Genomic DNA, 18,938 nt, shown 5'->3' on the forward strand with positions numbered 1-18,938 from the left:
TTTTTGCCGAATGGAAGGCCACCCGATGAACCGCATTCCCTTTCCCCCCATGAAATATCCGCTGATCGCGATCCTGCGCGGCCTGAAGCCGGCCGAGACGGAGGGCGTCGTCGGCGCGCTGATCGAGCACGGCTTTTCCGCAATCGAGATACCGCTGAACTCGCCCGATCCGTTCCGCTCGATCGAGATCGCCGTGAAGATGGCGCCGGAAGGCTGCCTCATCGGCGCCGGCACCGTTCTCACCACCGAACAGGTGGAAAAGCTCGATGCCGTCGGCGGCCGGCTGATGGTCAGCCCGAACGTCGAGCCGGCGGTGATTTCGCTCGCGGCCGAAAAGGGCATGGTGACCATGCCGGGCGTCTTCACCCCGACAGAGGCGCTGGCGGCCGCCCGCGCCGGCGCCACCGGCCTGAAATTCTTCCCGGCAAGCGTCCTCGGACCTTCGGGGATCCATGCGATCCGGGCGATCCTGCCGCCCGAGCTCGAGATCGCCGCGGTCGGCGGCGTCTCGGAGGCGAATTTTGGGGACTATGCGAAAATCGGCGTGAAGAGCTTCGGGCTCGGCTCGAGCCTCTACAAGCCCGGCATGGGCGCGGCCGAGGTCGGCGCGCGGGCGCGGGCGACGGTCGAGGCCTACGACCGCGTCTACGGAGGCGGCCAATGACCGAACCCCTCCCCTTTTCCGGCAGCATCCTCTGCCAGGTCAACAGCGAGCTCGGCGAGGGTCCGAGCTACGATCCGGCGACCGACACGGCCTGGTGGTTCGACATCAAGGGCCGCAAGCTGCATGAACTGAAGCTCGGATCGGCGACAAAGACGGTGCACGCCCTTCCCTTCATGGGCAGCGTCTTCGCCGTCATCGACGCTAAACGGCAGTTGATCGCCTCCGACCAGGGCCTGTTCGTCCGGCGGGCCGACACCGGCGCGCTCGACCATCTCGTCGCGATCGAGGACAAGCCGGAATGCCGCTCGAACGACGGCCGGGTGCACCAGAGCGGCGCGCTCTGGATCGGCACCATGGGCCGGTCGGCGGAAAAGGGTGCCGGGGCCATCTACCACGTAGCCGGCACCACGGTGACGAAGCTCTTCTCTCATGTCAGCATCCCGAACGGCATCTGCTTTTCGCCGGACGGGGCCACGGCCTATTTCACCGATTCGGCGGTGAACCATTTCATGCGCGTCGCCGTCGATCCCGCGACCGGCCTTCCCGCCGGAGCGCCGGAAATCCTCAGCGACGAGAGCGGTTCGCCGGGCGATATCGACGGGGCGGTCTGCGATGCGGACGGACTGATCTGGAACGCGCGCTGGGGTGCGGGGACGATCGACGTCTACCGGCCGGACGGCGCCAAGATCCGCCGCCACGCCGTGCCGGTCGTCCAGCCGAGCTGCCCGGCCTTCATCGGCGCCAAGGCCGACCGGCTGCTGATCACGTCGGCCTGGCAGGGCATGGACGAGGCCGGACGGGCCGCCGACATCCATGCCGGCCGCACCCTGGAGCTCGGCATCGCCGTGCGTGGCCGCTTCGAGCCCGCCTTCAGGCTTTAGAGCCGGGAAGACCGCCTCCGCTGCAGCCTCGGATTGTCGGCCGAGGCTGTTTTTTAATGACAATTCCGTCGCGCCGCCGCCGACTTTTCTGCGGAACCATTCCTGCTTGCGTGAGTTTTCCAAGCATCAGCCGGTGCGGACGGACAGCCAAAACGGATCCGCCGCTCCTTGACCGCAAGCAAAGAAAGGCAGGTTCGACATGACCAACAAGCTTCTCACTTCCGTTGCCGCTGGTGCCATCTTCCTCGGTGCCGCCATCGCACCCGCAGCCTATGCGCAGGACACCACCCAGCCGCAGACCGCCCCGGCGATGGAGGCTCCGGCCGCCGCGCCTGACGCCGGCACCCCGGCGCAGCCGATGGACGACATGAACGAGGCCCAGACCACGACGCCGCCGGCGGCCGGCGAAACGGCCACCGACACGGCAGCGGCCACCCCCGACACCTATCTGACCGAGCAGGCACCGACCCAGATCAGCGCCAACACCTATATCGGCCAGTCGGTCTACAACTCCGCCGATGAGAGCATTGGCTCGATCAGCGACCTGATCATGGAGAAGGACGGCGGCATCACCGCAGCGGTGATCGGCGTCGGCGGCTTCCTCGGCATCGGCGAAAAGGCCGTGGCCGTCCCGTTCAACAACATCACCGTCAACCAGGCGCCGGACGGCGGCGAGGTCAAGCTGACCACGACCGAAACGGCCGAGACCCTGCAGGCAGCCCCGGAATTCAAGACGCTGTCCGAAAAGGTCGCGGAAACCGAGCAGGTCGACACCTCGACGACCTCGTCGACGACCACGACGCCTGCTGCTCCGGCGACGGAACCCGCTCAGTAAGCGGAAGATCGGAGCCGACAAGCCCGGCGACGCGCGAGCGTTGCCGGGCTATTTCCTTTCATTCTACCCGCGGCCATCGGGGCCGCGATCAGGCGACCCTGGCTTCGGGACCGTCCTCATAGGCCGGGTAGTCGGTATAGCCTTCGGCACCGCCGCCATAGTAGGTCTCGCGGACGGGCTTCGCCAAAGGCAGGTCGCGCCGCAGGCGGTCGACCAGATCCGGATTGGCGATGAACGGCTGGCCGAAGCCGGCAAGATCGATGAGATCGTCCCTGAGAAGCCGTTCGGCGCGGCCCTTGTCCATCGAACCGGCAAGGATCAGCGTTCCCGTATAGGCTCGGCGGAATTTCCGCAGGAAGGCTTCCGATATCGCCGGCGCCGCGGCGTTTCCCTGGTCCATCAGATGAACATAGGCAAGCCCGCGCGCCTGAAGCGCGGCCGCGAGGTGCAGGTAGGTCTCCTCGATCTGCGGATAATGGGGCATGTCGAACAGCTTGCCGAACGGCGAGAAGCGGATGCCGACCCTGTCGGCGCCGATGCGCGCGACCACCGCGTCCACGACCTCCAGGACAAACCGCGTCCGATCCTCGACATTGCCGGCGCCATAGCGGTCGGTGCGGTCGTTGACATGCGGATTGAGGAACTGTTCGAGCAGATAGCCGTTGGCGCCGTGGATTTCCACGCCGTCGAACCCGGCCTCCACGGCGTTCGCCGCGGCATTGGCGAAGTCGTCGACGACCCTTGCGATCTCCTCGGTCCGCAGCGGCCGCGGCACGCTCGCCTCGACGAAGCCGGCGGTCCCGTCCTCGCCGAAGGCGAAGGCCATGCTCTTGTCGTCGCGTGCCGGTATGGCGCCGGCGCTGACCGGCTGCCCGCCGCCCGGCTGCAGCGAGGTGTGCGACATGCGCCCGACATGCCAGATCTGCGCGAAGATCGTCCCGCCCTGCGCGTGGACGGCGCGTGTGACGCCGTCCCAGCCCGAGACCTGGGCCTTCGACCAGATGCCGGGAATGAAGGCGAAGCCCGTTCCCTCCTGCGATATCGGCGTCCCCTCGGAGACGACCAGGCCGGCGCCGGCGCGCTGGCGGTAATAGAGGGCGGTCTGCAGGTCGGCGACGCCGTCCCTCGCCCTCGCCCGGGTCATCGGCGCCATGACGATACGGTTGCCGAGGCGGCGTCCGCGCAAATCGTAGGCTTCGAACAGAGACTTCATGATCCATACTCCTAAAGGGTGTTGCTTCTCATCGAGGAAAGACATATTTCTTAGAGCTAAATAAATCCAATAGATGGATCTCATGATGTCTATCAATCATGCTCATATCCTGAAGTTCGACCTGAACCTGCTGGTCGCGTTCGACGCCTTGATGAGCGAGCGCAACGTCACGCGGGCGGCGCAGCGGATCGGCACCTCCCAATCCGCCCTGAGCCACAATCTCGGGCGCATGCGGGCGCTTCTCTCGGACGAGCTGTTCGTCCGCTCGGCGCGGGGCATCGAGCCGACGCCGCGGGCGCAGGAGCTCGCGGACACGGTGAGCGGCGTCCTGTGCACGATCCAGTCGCGCCTGATCGAGCCGGAGCCATTCGACCCTGCAACGGACGAGCGAATTTTTACGCTCGGGTTGACCGACTATCTGGAGAGCCTGCTGATGGCGCCGCTACTCGCCGCAGTTCACGAGCAGGCGCCGAATGTCAATTTCGTTGTACGGCCGATTGACCAGGACTATCCGGCAGATCTGCTGGACAGTGGCGAGATCGACCTCGCGATCGGCAAAGTGGACACTGGCAACGAACTCCATAAACGCCGCAAGCTCTGGTCCGAGCGCTATGTCATCCTGAGCAACCCCGAAACGACCGGGCAATCCGGGTCGATCGATCTCGAGACATTTCTCTCGACGCCGCAGGCGGTGATCGTCAGCAAGGACGGTCGTTGCCGCCTCGTGGACGAGGTTCTGGCTGACCGAGGCCTGAAACGGCGCGCGGCTGTCACCACACCGCACCTCTTCACGCTGCCGGTGCTGGTTCGGGACGCGCACATGATCGCGGCTGTGCCGGCAAGTTTCGCCCGGGCTTGGGCGCCGGTCTTTGGCCTCGCCATCAGCCCCGGGCCGGTGGGCATCCCGCCCTACGACATCTCGCTCGCATGGCACACATCGTCCGACCGCAACGCCGGCAATGCATGGCTGCGCAAGATGGTTCTCGCGGCGCTGGAGCCCGTTCGGGCCAAGGTACTGCAGGCGAACGCCGCGCCGGACGTCGCCATGGTCGCCGCGGAATAGCCCAAGGCCTGAAAACCAGCGCGCCTCAGAACAGCACGCCGTAGCGCAAGCCGTCGTAGATGCCGGCGTGGATGTTGCGGCTGTGGACGGCGTCGCCGATGCGGATCAGGTCGAAGGCCCCGTCCGGATTGCGCGGCTCGATCGGGTTCTGCTGGCGGATCAGCGCCTTGTAGTCGACGGCGCCGAGGTTGCGCGACCTCGGCTTCAGCTCGAAATAGAGCTCGGCCATCGCCATGGTGCCGTGTTCGACCACCACCTGCGCCACCCGCCGCTCCGTGCGCGCGGTGTCGGAAAAATCCGAGCCCAGCGTCGCCACCAGCCCGTTGCCGTCGCGGCGGACGGCCTTCAGCCGGGTGTTGATCGTCACCCGCACGTTCTTCTCGGCAAAAGCCCTGGCATAGGGAACGTGGTTCATGCCGCCGATCTCGGGCGCGAAGAAGCGTTCCGGCGAGACCACCTCCAGCTCGACGCCGGCATTGGCGATGAGCTCGGCGGCGGTCATGCCGGAATGGGTGCCGGCGTCGTCGTAGAGCAGCACCGGCCCGTCGGGCTTCACCGCACCGGCGATGATGTCCCAGCTGGAGACGACGAGTTCGTCGCCCGCCTCCAGCTCCGGGTTCTGGGCGATGCCGCCGGTGGCGATCACCACGAGATCGGGCTCGCGCTCCAAAACGTCCTCGGCGCCGGCGAAGACGTTGTAGTGGATCGGGACGCCGAGGCGCTCCAGTTCCGACAGCCGCCAGTCGACGATGCCGATGAGTTCCTTGCGGCGCGGGTTGCGGGCGGCGAGCAGGATCTGGCCGCCGGCCGCGCCCGTCGCCTCCAGTATTTCGACCGCATGACCGCGCTCGGCCAGCACGCGCGCCGCCTCCAGCCCGGCCGGGCCGGCGCCGACGACGACCGCCTTGCGCAGCCGCCCCGTCGTTTTCGAGATCACGTGCGGGACGATCGCCTCGCGGCCGGTCGCCGCATTGTGGATGCAGAGCGCGCCGCCGCCCTCGTAGATGCGGTCGAGACAGTAGGTGGCGCCGACGCAGGGGCGGATCTGCGCCTCCAGGCCCGCCTCGATCTTCCTCACGATATGCGGATCGGCGATGTGGGCGCGGGTCATGCCGACCATGTCGAGCTTGCCCTCGGCGATCGCATGGCGCGCCGTCGCCACGTCGGCGATGCGGGCGGCATGGAAGACCGGGAACTTCGTCGCCGCCCGCACCTCGCCGGCGAAATCGAGATGCGGCGAGGCGGCCATGCCCATGATCGGAATGACGTCGTTCAGATGCGCGTCGTGATCGATATGGCCGCGGATGATGTTGAGGAAATCGATCTTGCCGGAGCCGGCCAGGCGTCTGGCGATCTCGATGCCGTCCTCCTTCGTAAGCCCGATGTCCCAGGCCTCGTCGGCGACCATGCGGATGCCGACGATGAAATCCGGGCCGACCGCCTTGCGCACGGCATCGATCACCATGTTGGAGAAGCGCGTGCGGTTTTCCAGCGAACCACCGTATTCGTCGTCGCGCCGGTTGGTGGCCGGCGACCAGAAGCCGTCCAGCAGATGGCCGTAGGCCTCGATCTCGATGCCGTCGAGGCCAGCCGCCTGCATGCGGCTTGCGGCTGCGGCATAGTCGCCGACGATGCGCTCGATGTCCCAGTCCTCGATCTCCTTGGGGAAGGCGCGGTGCGCCGGCTCGCGGATCGGCGAGGCGGACAGCACCGGCAGCCAGTCGCCCTTGTTCCAGCTGGTGCGCCGGCCGAGATGGGTGAGCTGGATCATCACGGCGGTGCCGTATTCGTGACAGTCGTCGGCGATCTTCTTCAGCCAGGGGACGATCTCGTCGGAATAGGCGTAGAGATTGCCGAAGGCGGGCGGCGAATCCTCCGACACCAGCGCCGAGCCCGCCGTCATCGTCAGCGCGATCCCGCCCTTGGCCTTTTCCACATGGTAGAGTCGGTAGCGGTCCTTCGGCATGCCGTCTTCCGAATAGGCCGGCTCATGCGAAGTCGACATGATGCGGTTCTTCAGGGTGAGATGCTTGAGCGTGTAGGGCTGGAGCAGCGGGTCTTTCGAATGCGTCATTGACGGAATGTCCTTGGGGGCAGGCTGTTCAGTACCAGGCGTCGGCCATGGCCGCCTTCCTGCGGGCGACATAGTCGCAGAGTGCTTCGTCGACGGCGAGGTCCAGCGGCGGCGCTTCGTATTCGGCGAGCGTCTTTTTCCAGAGGCGGTTGGCGCGGGTGGCGATGTCGGTCGAGCCGCCCTCCTCGCTCCATTTCTCGAACGGCTCGTTGTCGGAGAGCGCCGAGTCCCAGAAGGCCGTCTGGTAGTTGCGCATGGTGTGGTCGCAGCCGAGGAAGTGGCTGCCGGGACCGACCTGCAGGAAGGCATCCATGGCGAGCGTATTGTCGTCGACGGTGACGCCGGCGAGGTAGGAATGCAGCGCGCCGCAGAGATCGGCGTCCATCACGAACTTCTCGTAGGACATGGCGAGCAGGCCGTCGAGGAAGCCGGCCGAATGCAGGATGAAATTGGCGCCGCAATGGACGGCCGACAGCATCGACATCAGCCCCTCCTGCATCGCCTGGCCGTCCGGCAGCTTGGAATTGGAGAAGTTGCCGGCGCAGCGCAGGGGCAGGTTCAGGCGGCGGGCGAGCTGGCCGACGACCATGGAGCCGATCGCCGGCTCCGGCGTGCCGAAGGTGGGCGAACCGGAGCGGAGCGACATGGAGGAGAGGAAGTTGCCGAAGATCACCGGCGCGCCCTTGCGCTCCAGCTGCGTCAGCGCGCAACCGGCGAGCGTCTCGGCGAAGGACTGGGCGATCGCGCCGGCGTTCGTCACCGGCCCCATGGCGCCGCCGAGGATGAAGGGGACGATGACGGCCGCCTGGTTGGCACGGGCATAGGCCCTGAGCGACTTCGTCATCGTGCCGTCCCAGACGAGCGGCGAATTGACGTTGACGTTGCCGAGGATGACGCAGTTGGCATCGACGAAATCGGCGCCGAAGACGATGCGCGCCATGTCGATGGAGTCCTCGGCCCGCTCCTCGGCGGTGATCGAGCCCATGAAGGCGCGGTCGGAATACTTGACGTGGCTGTAGACCATGTCGAGGTGGCGTTTGTTCACCGGCACGTCGACCGGCTCGCAGATGGTGCCGCCGGAGTGGTGCAGCCAGGGGCTCGACTGGGCGAGCTTGATGAAGTTCTGGAAATCCTCCAGCGTGCCGTAGCGCCGGCCCTTGTCGAGGTCCATGACGAAGGGCGATCCGTAGGCCGGGGAAAAGACGACGTTCCTGCCGCCGATCCGGACGTTCTTCTCCGGATTGCGGGCATGCTGGGTGAATTCGGCAGGCGCCGACGCGACGATCTCCCGCAGCATCCCCGGCTCGAAGCGCACCAGCACGCCTTCCACCTTCGCGCCCGCCCGCTTCCAGTGCTCGATCGCGACCGGGTCGTCGCGGAACTCGATGCCGACCTCGGAAAGGATGCGGTCCGCCGTCCGCTCGATCTTCTCGAGGTTCTCCTCGGAGAGGATGTCGTAGGTCGGAATGTTGCGGACGATGTAGGGCACGCCTACGGCCTTGCCGGCGCCCTCGCGGCGCTGCGGCCGCCCGCTCCTCGTCCGACGCGTCGCATTGTCCACCACCGCTGTCGCCACCATGTCGTCCTCCATAATCTCAGGCGATGCTATTTGGGAACGATGCGCCTGTAACGCTGGAAAAAACTTGGGACTGGTATAAACCTCACTTATGGAAACACTGCGCCGACTGCTGCCGTCCGCCGCAAGCCTGATCGTCTTCGAGGCGGCCGGGCGGCACCTGAATTTCACCCGCGCGGCCAAGGAGCTGGGCATGACCCAGGCGGCCGTCTCCTACGCGATCCGCGGGCTCGAGGAGCATCTGGGCGTGCTGCTGTTCCACCGCGTCCATCGCGCCGTGGCGCTGACGGAGGCCGGCGAACGCTTTCACACCGAGGTTTCGCTGGGGCTTTCGCGCATCCAGAAGTCGGCCGAGGACATCCGGGCCAAGGGACGCGAGGTGAACGTGACGCTCGCGGCCTCGACCGCCTTTGCCTCGATGTGGATGCTGCCGCGGCTCGCAAGGCTGCGCGAGGACCTGCCCGAGATCGACCTGCGCATCCAGACGAGCGTGCGCGACCTCGACCTGGAGGAGGAGCCGATCCCGCTCGGCATCCGCGGCGGCGATCCGGCGGACTGGCCGCGCTATCATGCCGCCCTGCTCGCGCCCGAGGTGATCAACGCGGTGGCGAGCCCGGCCTTCATCGAGGCGCACGGCATGGCGCAATCGCCGCAGGAGTTGCTGCGGCTGCCGCTGATCCACCTGGAGGAGCCGGTGCGGCAGGCCTGCGACTGGCCGGAATGGTTTGCGAGCGCGGGCCTGCGCTATCCCGCGCAGTCGCGGCGGCTGACGATCAACGACTATGTCCTGGTGATCCAGGCGGTTCTGGCCGGCGAGGGCATCGCGCTCGGCTGGCAGCACCTGATCTCGCAGCAGGTCAGGTCGGGCGCGCTGGTGCCGATCGGCACCCATGTGCTGAAGACGGGGCTGGCGTTCTACGTGGTCTGGCCGCGCTCCCGCGAACTGAACAGCCAGGCGCGGCGGGTCCGCGACTGGCTGCTGGACGAAGGCAAAAAGGATCTTCCGCTGGCAGGAACGGCAGCCGTCAGCGGCGCATGACCGGCTTCACTTCCTCGTGGAAGAAGCGGAAATAGGACGAGATCTGCGCCAGCGCATTGGTGTTGAGCTTGTATTCGATGCCGACGCGGCCGTTGTTGTACCAGCGGACCGTGCCCGACAGGCGCCCGAGTTCCTCGCTGTCCATGGTGATGATCTGCCCGGGAACGATGCGGATCGGCTTTTCCAGATCGAGCGCCATGCCGGACGGCGACAGGTCGACGACCCGCGCGCGGCTTTCCTGGTGCATGACCTTCACATTGGCGAAAATGCGGACCTTCGAGCGATCCGAGGCCCGGACAGGCATATCCTTGATGTTCTGCTGCATCCCACAATCCCTTTGTTTTTTCAGGACGGGGCTACTTTAGCGCGCGTGCATTTATTCCGACCTAATTCCCATGGTTAACGAGCGATCACCGTCGCGGAATCGGTCTCAGGCGAGCAGCGCCTTCGGCTCCAGGCCGACATAGCGCTCGGAGAGGTAGCGCAGCGTCGTGACCGCGTCGGCGGGCTTGCCGTAGAAATAGCCCTGGCCCATGCCGCAACCGAGCGCCTTGAGCTTCAGCGCCTCGGAGAAATCCTCGATCCCCTCGGCCACCACTTCGAGGTCGAGGCCTTCGCACATCGCGACGATCGCCTTGATGATGTGCTCGGAGACGCGATCGTCGGAGATGCGCGAGACGAAGGCGCGGTCGATCTTGACCTTGTCGAAGGTGAAGTCGCGAAGCCGCCCCAGGCTGGACTGGCCCGTGCCGAAATCGTCGAGCGAGACGCGCACGCCGGCGGCGCGCAGTTCGGCGACGATCTTCTGGGCGGTGGCTGCATCCGTCATCACGGCCGTCTCGGTGATCTCCAGTTCCAGCCGGCGCGGATCCAGGCCGACGCGGTTGAGGATCGCGAGCGTGGTCAGGCTCGTCTTCGGATCCATCAGCTGGGCGGAAGAGAGGTTGAACGACAGGAACAGTTCCTTGGGCCAGTAGAGCGCCGCTTCCGCGGCCTTGCGCAGGAGCGCCTCGGAGAGCGCGTCGATGAAGCCGCGCTCCTCGGCCAGCGGCACGAAGATGGCCGGAGAAACATAGCCGAGATCGGCGTCGCACCAGCGGGCGAGCGCCTCGAAACCGACGACCAGATCGTCCTTCAGGCGGACGATCGGCTGGAAATGCACGTCCACCTCGTTGGCCATGATCGCATTGCGCAGCGCCTGCTCCAGGTGCGTGGCGCGCTTCATCTCCTGGGCGATCTCCTGCGAATAGACGGTGATCTGCCCGCGCCCGCGCCGCTTGGAGCGATAGAGCGCGGTATCGGCGCTCTTCACCAGCTCGGCGAACTCCTCGCCGGCGAAGGGATAGATCGCAAAGCCGAAGGAGGCCGACAGCCGCACGTTCCGGTCGCCGAGGTCGAAGGGCGCCGAGAGCACCTCCCGCAGCATCTGGCCGATCTTCTCCGCCCCCTTGCGCTCGAACACCAGCGGAAAGAGGAAGGCGAACTCGTCGCCGCCGTGGCGCGTCACCGTCGCGCCGTCGGGAATGCAGGCCTTGAGGCGATAGGCGACCTGGCAGAGGATCTCGTCGCCGGCCTCCGGCCCGAACAGATCGTTGATCGGCTTGAAGCCGTCGAGATTGGCGATGGCGACGGTGAAGGGCGCGGGGTCCTCGGCGCGTTCGGCGGCGAGCTGGCGGACCTTGTCGCGCAGGCGGTAGGTATTGCCGAGTCCGGTCAAAGGATCGGTGTAAGCCATGGCATGCAGGTCGCTCTGGGAAACGTCCGCCACCGAATACTTACCCGACTTCATTTACGCAATTCCCGACGCCTTGATAGACTTGAAGGATGAAGCATGGGAATTAACAAAGGCATAGCAGCCATGCTCTGATCTATCGACAACTCTCCCCATATATCGGGAGTTGACAGCAAAGACGGCGATCAGGCTGCGTTCCTCCCCTCCGCATCTGCGACATACTTGTTGTAGATCCTCTCGATCATGTCCGGACTGACAGGCTTGGTGATGTAGTCGTCCATGCCGGCATCGAGACAATTCTGCATGTCGACGTTCAAGGCCTGCGCCGTAACTGCGACGATCGGCGTATGGACGCCGAGCAACCTTTCGGCCTCGCGGATCTCGATCGTGGCGTCGATGCCGTTCTTCAGCGGCATGGCGATGTCCATCAGCACCAGCCGCGGCATGTACTTGCGCCACAGCGCCACCGCCTCCTCGCCGTTCTCGGCCACCCGGTGCGAGACGCCGAGGCCCTCGAGGATCTGCGAGAACACGAACTGGTTGACCTGGTTGTCCTCGGCGACGAGCACCTCGATGTCGCCGCGCATGGCGGGCGCGAGCGCGTCGAGTTCGGTCGCGATGTGCCAGTCGTCGAAGAGCGAGGACGGCACCGTCGCGCCCGCATCCGCATCGTCCACCTCGACCAGCACCGTGTGCGGCTCGACCAGCGCGCGGAAGAAATCCGCACCGATGCCCTCCGGCGCGATCATCCGCACGGGCAGGCCCGCCTGCGCCACCGCCTCGTGCCCGTCCATCGCGCCGTCGAGCAGCACGATCTCGATCGCCACGCCGCAATCGCGGGCGGTGTCGACGAAGGTCTGGAATGCCTCATGCGACTGCACAGCCCAGCAATCGGCCCCGCGGGCCCGCAGCTCGGAAAGGACCAGCCTCTCCGTCCTGGCGTTGTCGGTCACGACCAGGATCCGCATGCCGGCGAGGTCGGACCTCTCGTCGGAACCGCACTGCTCCACAAGCAGCCGCTTCTCCACCGCCCGGACGGGATCGAAGTGGTTCTGGCCGCCCTGGAAGCGGATGCCCGGGCGCAGGGCGAGCCGGTTCGCGGCCGCATCCGGCTGGGCGATGTCGGTGACGTCCTCGGTGACGGTCACGAGCATCGGCCGGTCGGGCGGACCGGTCCTGTATTTGCGGGTGATGGCATAGAGCAGGCTGCCGTCGGCTCTGACGATCTGTTCGGCGACCTGGAACGGCACGCCGGTCGCAAGCACCTGCCGGTCGCATTCCTCGATCCGGGCCGCGTTGTCGGGGTCGACCAGATCCCAGCTCGTGCGCCCCAGGATGGCTTCGCCCTCCAGCCCATGGACGGTGCGAAACGCCTTGTTGAGGGCGACGTGGGCGAGGTTGCGGTCCTTGATCGTCAGCGGATGCGGCAGCGTGTCGAGGATCTGCTCGGTCACCGCGGCCCGCTCCATGTCGGCCCGCCAGGCGTCCTCCTGCTTTCGCTGCTCGGTCACGTCGGTGAGGGTGGAGATGTTGTAGCCATTCGGCAGCCGCCGCTTGCGGAAGCGGATCCAGCGATCCTTGCCGGTCCGCTCGACGGTGTCGTGCTGCTCGCGCCAATGGGCGGAGATGCGCGTGGAGATCCAGTCCTCGCGGTTCACCCTGTGCCGCTGGTCGGAAGCGACGCCGTAGCGCAGGCCCGCATCGAAGATCGCGCCGAGGACGTCGCGCAGGCGCGTGCCGGCGACCAGAGTCTTCGGATCGAGCGGCAGCAGCTGCTGGATCTGGCGGCTGGCGAAGACCAGGCAATCGTTGCGGTCGTAGACGAACACGCCCACGCCGAGGATATCGCAGGCCGCGTTGAAGATCTCAGACTGGATGTTTGCGTCGACGGACGCGCCATCGGTCATTTTCGTGCAGGCTCCGCCGCCGCTCGCCAGGTAAGAAGCATGCTGATCGGGCGGTAAGCCCTTGGACGGGAAGGTGCCAGCGGCCAGCGACGCTGAACATGTCCGCCGGATTGCCGGCCAGCTTGTCCTCATACAAGCAAGAACAAGACGTTCGCAGTATTTTATTAAAGCTGCATTAAACCCGGCTGCCCGCTCGCATGCGCAACGCGCCGGAAACGGTTGGAGAACCGCAACCGTGGCGCTTTCCATCTTTCCACGGGCGGGCGAATCCCCGAAAATGGGGCCATGACGATACAGCAGCTGTCCGAGACCCTCATCAACCAGATTGCCGCGGGCGAGGTCATCGAACGGCCGGCGAGCGCCGCCAAGGAACTGATCGAGAACGCCATCGATGCCGGTGCGAGCCGCATCGAGATCGCGACCGCCGGCGGCGGCAAGACGCTGCTGCGCGTCACCGACAACGGCTTCGGCATGTCGCCGGAGGACCTGGCGATGGCCGTCCGGCGGCACTGCACCTCGAAGATCAGCGACAGCCTCGACGACGTGCGCACCCTCGGCTTTCGCGGCGAGGCGCTGCCCTCTATCGGGTCGGTGGCGAAATTGTCGATCCAGAGCCGCACGCGCGAGGCGTCCGAAGGCTCGCTGATCGCCGTGACCGGCGGCAAGGTCGAGCCGGTGCGGCCGACGCCGGCCAATCCCGGCACGGTGGTCGAGGTGCGCGACCTGTTCTTCGCCACGCCCGCGCGGCTGAAATTCATGAAGAGCGAGAAGGCGGAGGCCGCGGCGATCACCGAGGTCGTCCGCCGCATGGCGATCGCCTTCCCCTCCATCCGCTTCGTGCTGTCGGGTCCCGACCGTTCGACGCTGGAGCTCGCCGCCACCGGCGACGACCGGCTGGCGCGCATCGCCCAGGTGCTGGGCAAGGACTTTCGCGACAACGCCATCGAGATCGACGCCGAGCGCGAAGGCGTGCGGCTCACGGGCTTTGCCGGCGTGCCGACCTTCAACCGCGGCAACAGCCTGCAGCAGTTCGCCTTCGTCAACGGCCGGCCGGTGCAGGACAAGCTCGTCTGGTCGGCGCTGCGGGCGGCCTATGCCGAGACCATTCCGAGCGGCCGCTATCCGATCGCCGTGCTGGAGATCGAGATCGATCCCGAGCTCGTGGACGTCAACGTGCATCCGGCCAAGTCGGACGTGCGCTTCCGCGATCCGGGGCTCGTGCGCGGGCTGATCATCGGGGCGATCCGGCAGGCGCTGTCGCGCGAGGGCGACCGGGCGGCGACGACGGGGGCGGCCGGCCTGATGCGGGCCTTCCGGCCGGAACAGCCGCGGCCGGCACAGCCCTGGACGCCGTCGGCCTCGCCCTGGCGACCGCTTTCGGACGCGCCGGTCCCGAACGGCTTTGCCGAAGCCCGGCAGGCCGGATTCGACATGGGCATCCAGCCATCGGCCCGCGCCGAGCCGATGCCGGCAGTGGTCCAGACGGAGACGGCGCAGGAGACCGTGCGCCACCCGCTCGGGGCCGCACGGGCGCAGCTGCACGAGAACTACATCGTGGCGCAGACGGAGGACGGCCTCGTCATCGTCGACCAGCACGCCGCCCATGAGCGGCTGGTGTTCGAGGCGATGCGCAACGCCCTGCACTCGCGGCCGGTCCCGGCGCAGAGCCTGCTCATCCCGGAGATCGTCGATCTGCCGGAGGACGATTGCGACCGGCTCGTCGCCCATGCGGAGCACTTCGCAATCCTCGGGCTCGGCATCGAGCGCTTCGGCCCCGGCGCGATCGCCGTCCGCGAGACGCCGGCGATGCTGGGCGAGATGGACGCGGCGGGGCTGGTGCGGCAGCTCGCCGACGAACTGGCCGAATGGGACACGGCGAACGGCCTGGCGAGCCGGCTGGAATATCTGGCGGCGACCATGGCCTGCCACGGCTCAGTGCGCTCCGGCCGGCGCATGCGCCCGGAGGAGATGAACGCGCTGCTGCGGCAGATGGAGGTCACGCCCGGCTCCGGCCAGTGCAACCACGGACGGCCGACCTATATCGAGCTCAAGCTCGCCGATATCGAGCGTCTTTTCGGGCGAAGCTGAAAGTGCTGGAAATCGGCTGACGGTCGCGATATGGCACAGGGAATGCCGTGCATCATGACGAGGCGGCGGATGTCCGCGCGGCGACTGCCGCTTGCGGCAGATGTTCTGAGAAATGCCGGCGCGCGGTTCCTCGGCCCGGGCGGGACGTGGGGGCGAGCGCGATGCACCGATCAAGAGTGTTGCGGCCAGCAGCGCCCGCCCTGCCCGGCGAGCGGCGCCGGCGGCGGGGCCAACAGGAGATGCGGATGATGAACCGACTTGAAGGTAACGGGAGCCGGGAGGCGAAGGTCCGCTATCTCGACGCGGACTTCCAGATCCTCGTGCCGGGCTCCTACGTCGTCTGCGCGATCACCGGCGAGCAGATCCCGCTCGACGAGCTGCGCTACTGGAGCGTCGCCCGCCAGGAAGCCTATGCCGACGCCGACGCCTCGCTGAAGGCGGAACTGCGGGCCGGTGGTCACCCGGCAAGCCGCTGAGCGGAGCGCCCCATCCCCTCTCATCGCTGCAATGGCGGGAAGCCCGGCCCTGCATTTCACCGACGCGACGCCGCGCCTGCGGGACATGCCCTAGGTGGGCCTCGCACCCTCGAGCTTGCGCTTTCTGGCCGAGGCCAGTGCGGCGTCGATGATCTTGTCGGGCGCGCGCGGGTCGTCGAAGCGGATCTCGACCTCGATCACCCGGCTTCTCTCTTTCAACACTGCCGCCTGCCCATGTTCGCCGGCCAGCCGGACGCTGTCCTTCGCCGTCGTCACGACGGCATAGTCATGGGCGTCGGCGTGGTCGAGGATGTCCGTGGCTTCGTCGTCGGAGATGTGGTGATGGTCGGGGAAGCTGCGCGTGGCGTAGAGGCTGGCGCCGGTGCCCTCGACGGTGCGGAAGAACTTGTCGTTGTCGGCAAGGCCCGACCAGGCGAGCACGGCGCGGCCGGCGAGGTCCTGTGCATCGACGGTTGCGAGCGTCGCGGTATGCACGGGCTTGCCCGCACGGGCGGCCTGGCGGATCAGTGCGTCGGCCGCCTTGCCGTCGCCGACCACGAGAAGGGCCGAGGTCTGGCGCAACTGCTCCTGTAGCGGGGCGCGGACCGGGCCGCTCGGCACCAGATAGCCGTTCCCCAGCCCGCGCCGGGAATCGATCACCAGCAGCGCATGATCGAAGACGAGCCTGGCGCTCTGGAAGCCGTCGTCCATGATGATCAGGTCGACGCCCTCCTCGACCAGCCGGCGCGCGCCGCCGACCCTGCGGCGGGAAATCACCGTGAGCGCCTCGCGCGCCAGAAGCAGCGGCTCGTCGCCGACGTCGCGGGCCCTGTGGCGATCCGGATCGACCACCGTGATGACGTCGAGCGAGCCGCCATAGCCGCGGCTGAGGAAGCCCGGGCGCAGGCCGCGCGCCTTGGCGGCGCGCGCGAGCGCGATGGAGGTGGGCGTCTTGCCGGCGCCGCCGACGGTGAAATTGCCGACGCAGATGATCGGGACCGGGACGGCGGCCCGGCGGGCCCGGCGCATCCGCGCGCCCGCAATGAGGCCGTAGAGCCGTGACACCGGCCACAGCGCATAGGCGCGCCAGTCCGGCTTCGTCCACCAGAAGGGCGGAGCCTCAGAAACCATTCACTTCCCCCGATCCCGTCGCCCCGCGACGGCATGCCCCATGCGCCAGAGGCGCGCTCCCACGACTGCACCGCGGGCACGCCTCATGGGTCGCCACTCAGACAACAATGCCCGGAAATCGAACGAATGCAACGATTTCAGGCGCGCGGTGCGCGCGCCGGGGCGCCTTCGGGCAGAAGCGCGGGCAGTTCGGTGATGTCGTTCAAGCAATAGTCGGAGGCCTGGGCCAGCGAATCCCGCGATCCGGTGCCGGTCAGAACAGCGACGGTCAGGCCGGCGCCGGCGCTTCGCCCCATGTGCAGGTCGTGGTTGTTGTCGCCGACGACGGCCACCTGCTGCGGATCGAGCCCGGTCGCGGCACAGAAGCCGAGCACCATGCCGGGCTCGGGCTTGACCCCGTGGCCGCTGTCGTAGCCCGCGACATAGTGGAGATACTGCTCGAAGCCGAAGCGGCGCGCGGTCTCGCGGATCGAGCGCTCGTTGTCGCTCGAGGCGACGCCCAGCCGGTATCCCCGCTCATGCAGCGCCGCGAAGAAGCCGGCGAGATCGGTCACCGCCACCGCCATCGACGCCGACTGTGCGAACAGGCCGTCGAACAGGGCGGCGAGTTCGGCGGCCCCCATCGGCGAGCCGGCTGCGACCATGCCCTCGGCAATCTCGACGGTGTTGCCGGCGGCCAGCAGGGTGTCGGGCGCGACGTGGCCGGTGTCGGGATCCATGCCGCAGGCCGCCAGGAGCCGGCGGGCGAGTTCCTCGTCGCCGGCGGCTGCGATGCGGGCGAGCTCGTAGTTCACCGGCACCCAGCTCTTCGCATAGTCGAGCAGCGTGCCGTCCTTGTCGAACAGGATGCCGGAAATGGCTTGGGCCTTGGTCATGTCGGCTCGCTCGTCACTGTTCGCGCGGGTGCAGCCGCGCCTTCACCGTCAACGGGTTGAGGTAGGGCTCCAGCCCGCGGATGGTGTCGGCCAGCGCGCCGCGCATCTCGTGGACCGTGTCATGGCCGGCCTCGATCATCTTGTTGCGCATGTCGGCATGGCTCAGCAGATAGCCGACGCCCTTGGCCAGCATCTCGACGTCGCGCACCATTTTTGCGCTGCCGCTCTTGGCCAGGCGCTGGTAGCTGTCGCGGAAGTTCTGCACGTTGGGGCCGGACAGGATGGCGCAGCCGAGCATGGCCGGCTCCAGCGGGTTCTGCCCGCCCTCGCCGAAGAGCGACCGGCCGACGAAGGCGATTTCCGTCATGCGCAGGTAAAGTCCCATCTCGCCGATCGTGTCCCCGAGAAAAATGTCGGTGTCCGCAGTCAGCGGATCATTGCGCGTCCGGCGCGCCACCTTCAGTCCCTTGGCGACAAGCGCTTCCTCGATCGCGTCAGACCGCTCGGGATGGCGCGGGACGACGATCGTCAGGAGCTTGGTGCGCTCTCTGAGTGCCCGGTGGACGGAACCGGCCGCCAGTTCCTCGCCTTCGAAGGTGGAGATCGCCGCCCAGGTCTTTCGGTCGCCGAGTTGGCCGAGATAGCCTGCCAGTACCGCCGGGTCATAGGGCGGCGCGTCGGTCTCGACCTTGAGGTTGCCGGTGACGATCACCGGCAGCGCTCCCAGCGCGCGGAAGCGCTCGGCATCGACCTCCGACTGCGCCACTACCAGGGCGAACTTTTCGAACAGGGCGTCGGCGATCGCCGGACGCTTCTTCCACCGCCTGAAGGACCGGTCGGACATGCGCCCGTTGACCAGGACCTGGGCGATGTGGCGCGCGCCGAGCTCCAGGATCGTCATCGGCCAGATCTCCGATTCCGCCATCACGGCGAGATCGGGATGCCAGTGGTCGAGGAAGCGGCTGACGGTCGGCTTCAGGTCGAGGGGGACATACTGGTGGATCACCGTCTCGCCGAGCCGCTCGCGCGCGACGCGGGCGGAGGTGACGGTGCCGGTGGTCAGGACGACATTGATGCCGCGGCGGCGGACCTCGCGGATCAGCGGCAGCAGCGCATTGGTCTCGCCGACGCTTGCGGCGTGGAACCAGACGAGCGGGCCTGCGGGCCTTGCGACGCTGGCGTGGCCGAAGCGCTCGCGCCGGCGCCCGCGCTCCTCCTTGCCCTTGGCGGCGCGGATGGCGAGGTAGGGCCGCATGACCGGGTAGAGGCCGAGGCCGATCCAGCGATAGGCGGACAGTGCGAAGCGCGCCAGAGCACTGCTCATCGGCGCCCCCTGGCTGCAATGATCCGTCCGCGAGGCTTCATGGGAATTCCGGTCATCGGT

At 67.2% G+C, this 18,938-nt stretch carries 16 protein-coding genes; 7 read left to right on the forward strand and 9 right to left on the reverse strand.

Translation table 11 applies throughout. The annotated features are described in order from the left end of the window. Positions 1–25: 25 nt before the first annotated feature. From P0086_RS07145 to P0086_RS07155, 3 genes are all read left to right on the forward strand, one after another. Complete coding sequence (locus P0086_RS07145) at positions 26–664, forward strand: 2-dehydro-3-deoxy-6-phosphogalactonate aldolase (RefSeq protein WP_112611608.1); 639 nt, start codon at positions 26–28, stop codon at positions 662–664. Then, entirely contained in the window at positions 661–1,545 is an 885-nt protein-coding gene (locus tag P0086_RS07150) for an SMP-30/gluconolactonase/LRE family protein (RefSeq protein ID WP_275783971.1), read from the forward strand. Before P0086_RS07145 ends, P0086_RS07150 begins: the two co-directional genes overlap by 4 nt. A gap of 199 nt (positions 1,546–1,744) precedes the next feature. Next, entirely contained in the window at positions 1,745–2,380 is a 636-nt protein-coding gene (locus P0086_RS07155) for a PRC-barrel domain-containing protein (protein ID WP_275783974.1), read from the forward strand. 88 nt (positions 2,381–2,468) lie between these two features. Here the strand turns inward: P0086_RS07155 and P0086_RS07160 are convergent, their stop codons facing one another. Continuing rightward, positions 2,469–3,593 (reverse strand): alkene reductase, encoded by a 1,125-nt coding sequence (locus tag P0086_RS07160; protein WP_275783977.1) that lies wholly within the window; start codon positions 3,591–3,593, stop codon positions 2,469–2,471. A gap of 73 nt (positions 3,594–3,666) precedes the next feature. On the opposite strand from P0086_RS07160, the gene P0086_RS07165 reads away from it, so the two are divergent. Beyond that, a complete protein-coding gene (locus P0086_RS07165) occupies positions 3,667–4,656 on the forward strand; it encodes a LysR family transcriptional regulator (protein WP_275783980.1) in 990 nt (329 codons plus the stop codon). Between the two features lie 25 nt (positions 4,657–4,681). On the opposite strand, the gene P0086_RS07170 is transcribed toward P0086_RS07165, so the two are convergent. Continuing rightward, positions 4,682–6,730 (reverse strand): NADH:flavin oxidoreductase, encoded by a 2,049-nt coding sequence (locus P0086_RS07170; protein WP_275783982.1) that lies wholly within the window; start codon positions 6,728–6,730, stop codon positions 4,682–4,684. A 28-nt stretch (positions 6,731–6,758) separates the two neighbouring features. Then, positions 6,759–8,309 (reverse strand): trimethylamine methyltransferase family protein, encoded by a 1,551-nt coding sequence (locus tag P0086_RS07175; RefSeq protein WP_112612849.1) that lies wholly within the window; start codon positions 8,307–8,309, stop codon positions 6,759–6,761. Positions 8,310–8,397: 88 nt separating this feature from the next. Here P0086_RS07175 and P0086_RS07180 point away from each other — a divergent pair, with 88 nt between their 5' ends. Continuing rightward, complete coding sequence (locus P0086_RS07180; protein WP_112598835.1) at positions 8,398–9,345, forward strand: LysR substrate-binding domain-containing protein; 948 nt, start codon at positions 8,398–8,400, stop codon at positions 9,343–9,345. Here the strand turns inward: P0086_RS07180 and P0086_RS07185 are convergent. The 3 genes from P0086_RS07185 to P0086_RS07195 form a co-directional block, all read right to left on the reverse strand. Continuing rightward, positions 9,332–9,670, reverse strand: coding sequence for a PilZ domain-containing protein (locus P0086_RS07185; RefSeq protein ID WP_112598834.1), 339 nt, complete (start codon positions 9,668–9,670; stop codon positions 9,332–9,334). The two genes, P0086_RS07180 and P0086_RS07185, sit on opposite strands and share 14 nt — an antisense overlap. A 105-nt stretch (positions 9,671–9,775) precedes the next feature. Then, positions 9,776–11,134: an EAL domain-containing protein gene (locus P0086_RS07190; protein WP_112598832.1), complete on the reverse strand. Its 1,359-nt coding sequence runs from the start codon at positions 11,132–11,134 to the stop codon at positions 9,776–9,778. A gap of 128 nt (positions 11,135–11,262) precedes the next feature. After that, on the reverse strand, positions 11,263–12,984 hold the full coding sequence (locus P0086_RS07195; protein ID WP_275783990.1) for a response regulator: 1,722 nt from the start codon (positions 12,982–12,984) through the stop codon (positions 11,263–11,265). Between the two features lie 285 nt (positions 12,985–13,269). Here P0086_RS07195 and mutL point away from each other — a divergent pair, with 285 nt between their 5' ends. Together mutL and P0086_RS07205 are read left to right on the forward strand one after the other, a co-directional pair. Further along, positions 13,270–15,072 carry a DNA mismatch repair endonuclease MutL gene (gene mutL, locus P0086_RS07200; protein ID WP_275783992.1) on the forward strand — a complete coding sequence of 601 codons (1,803 nt, stop codon included), beginning with the start codon at positions 13,270–13,272 and terminating at the stop codon, positions 15,070–15,072. Between the two features lie 245 nt (positions 15,073–15,317). Next, positions 15,318–15,548 carry a DUF2093 domain-containing protein gene (locus P0086_RS07205; RefSeq protein WP_275783995.1) on the forward strand — a complete coding sequence of 77 codons (231 nt, stop codon included), beginning with the start codon at positions 15,318–15,320 and terminating at the stop codon, positions 15,546–15,548. A gap of 90 nt (positions 15,549–15,638) precedes the next feature. On the opposite strand, the gene lpxK is transcribed toward P0086_RS07205, so the two are convergent. The 3 genes from lpxK to waaA form a co-directional block, all read right to left on the reverse strand. Further along, the gene (lpxK, locus tag P0086_RS07210) at positions 15,639–16,679 is read right to left on the reverse strand and encodes a tetraacyldisaccharide 4'-kinase (protein WP_275783998.1); all 1,041 of its coding nucleotides are present in this window, start codon (positions 16,677–16,679) and stop codon (positions 15,639–15,641) included. A 137-nt stretch (positions 16,680–16,816) separates the two neighbouring features. Continuing rightward, positions 16,817–17,554 carry an HAD family hydrolase gene (locus P0086_RS07215; RefSeq protein WP_275784000.1) on the reverse strand — a complete coding sequence of 246 codons (738 nt, stop codon included), beginning with the start codon at positions 17,552–17,554 and terminating at the stop codon, positions 16,817–16,819. 13 nt (positions 17,555–17,567) lie between these two features. Further along, the gene (waaA, locus tag P0086_RS07220; protein ID WP_112598825.1) at positions 17,568–18,878 is read right to left on the reverse strand and encodes a lipid IV(A) 3-deoxy-D-manno-octulosonic acid transferase; all 1,311 of its coding nucleotides are present in this window, start codon (positions 18,876–18,878) and stop codon (positions 17,568–17,570) included. Between the last annotated feature and the right edge of the window lie 60 nt (positions 18,879–18,938).

Source organism: Mycoplana sp. MJR14 (assembly GCF_029210525.1).
Classification (GTDB): Bacteria; Pseudomonadota; Alphaproteobacteria; order Rhizobiales; family Rhizobiaceae; genus Mycoplana.

What these genes read in the sequence shown, in the direction of transcription:
- P0086_RS07175 (WP_112612849.1), bottom strand. Translation starts at nt 8,309, where the DNA reads ATGGTGGCGACAGCGGTGGTGGACAATGCGACGCGTCGGACGAGGAGC.
- P0086_RS07180 (WP_112598835.1), top strand. Translation starts at nt 8,398, where the DNA reads ATGGAAACACTGCGCCGACTGCTGCCGTCCGCCGCAAGCCTGATCGTC.
- P0086_RS07215 (WP_275784000.1), bottom strand. Translation starts at nt 17,554, where the DNA reads ATGACCAAGGCCCAAGCCATTTCCGGCATCCTGTTCGACAAGGACGGC.
- P0086_RS07185 (WP_112598834.1), bottom strand. Translation starts at nt 9,670, where the DNA reads ATGCAGCAGAACATCAAGGATATGCCTGTCCGGGCCTCGGATCGCTCG.
- P0086_RS07170 (WP_275783982.1), bottom strand. Translation starts at nt 6,730, where the DNA reads ATGACGCATTCGAAAGACCCGCTGCTCCAGCCCTACACGCTCAAGCAT.
- mutL (WP_275783992.1), top strand. Translation starts at nt 13,270, where the DNA reads ATGACGATACAGCAGCTGTCCGAGACCCTCATCAACCAGATTGCCGCG.
- P0086_RS07160 (WP_275783977.1), bottom strand. Translation starts at nt 3,593, where the DNA reads ATGAAGTCTCTGTTCGAAGCCTACGATTTGCGCGGACGCCGCCTCGGC.
- P0086_RS07145 (WP_112611608.1), top strand. Translation starts at nt 26, where the DNA reads ATGAACCGCATTCCCTTTCCCCCCATGAAATATCCGCTGATCGCGATC.
- P0086_RS07150 (WP_275783971.1), top strand. Translation starts at nt 661, where the DNA reads ATGACCGAACCCCTCCCCTTTTCCGGCAGCATCCTCTGCCAGGTCAAC.
- P0086_RS07165 (WP_275783980.1), top strand. Translation starts at nt 3,667, where the DNA reads ATGGATCTCATGATGTCTATCAATCATGCTCATATCCTGAAGTTCGAC.
- P0086_RS07155 (WP_275783974.1), top strand. Translation starts at nt 1,745, where the DNA reads ATGACCAACAAGCTTCTCACTTCCGTTGCCGCTGGTGCCATCTTCCTC.
- waaA (WP_112598825.1), bottom strand. Translation starts at nt 18,878, where the DNA reads ATGAGCAGTGCTCTGGCGCGCTTCGCACTGTCCGCCTATCGCTGGATC.
- P0086_RS07190 (WP_112598832.1), bottom strand. Translation starts at nt 11,134, where the DNA reads ATGAAGTCGGGTAAGTATTCGGTGGCGGACGTTTCCCAGAGCGACCTG.
- lpxK (WP_275783998.1), bottom strand. Translation starts at nt 16,679, where the DNA reads ATGGTTTCTGAGGCTCCGCCCTTCTGGTGGACGAAGCCGGACTGGCGC.
- P0086_RS07205 (WP_275783995.1), top strand. Translation starts at nt 15,318, where the DNA reads ATGATGAACCGACTTGAAGGTAACGGGAGCCGGGAGGCGAAGGTCCGC.
- P0086_RS07195 (WP_275783990.1), bottom strand. Translation starts at nt 12,984, where the DNA reads ATGACCGATGGCGCGTCCGTCGACGCAAACATCCAGTCTGAGATCTTC.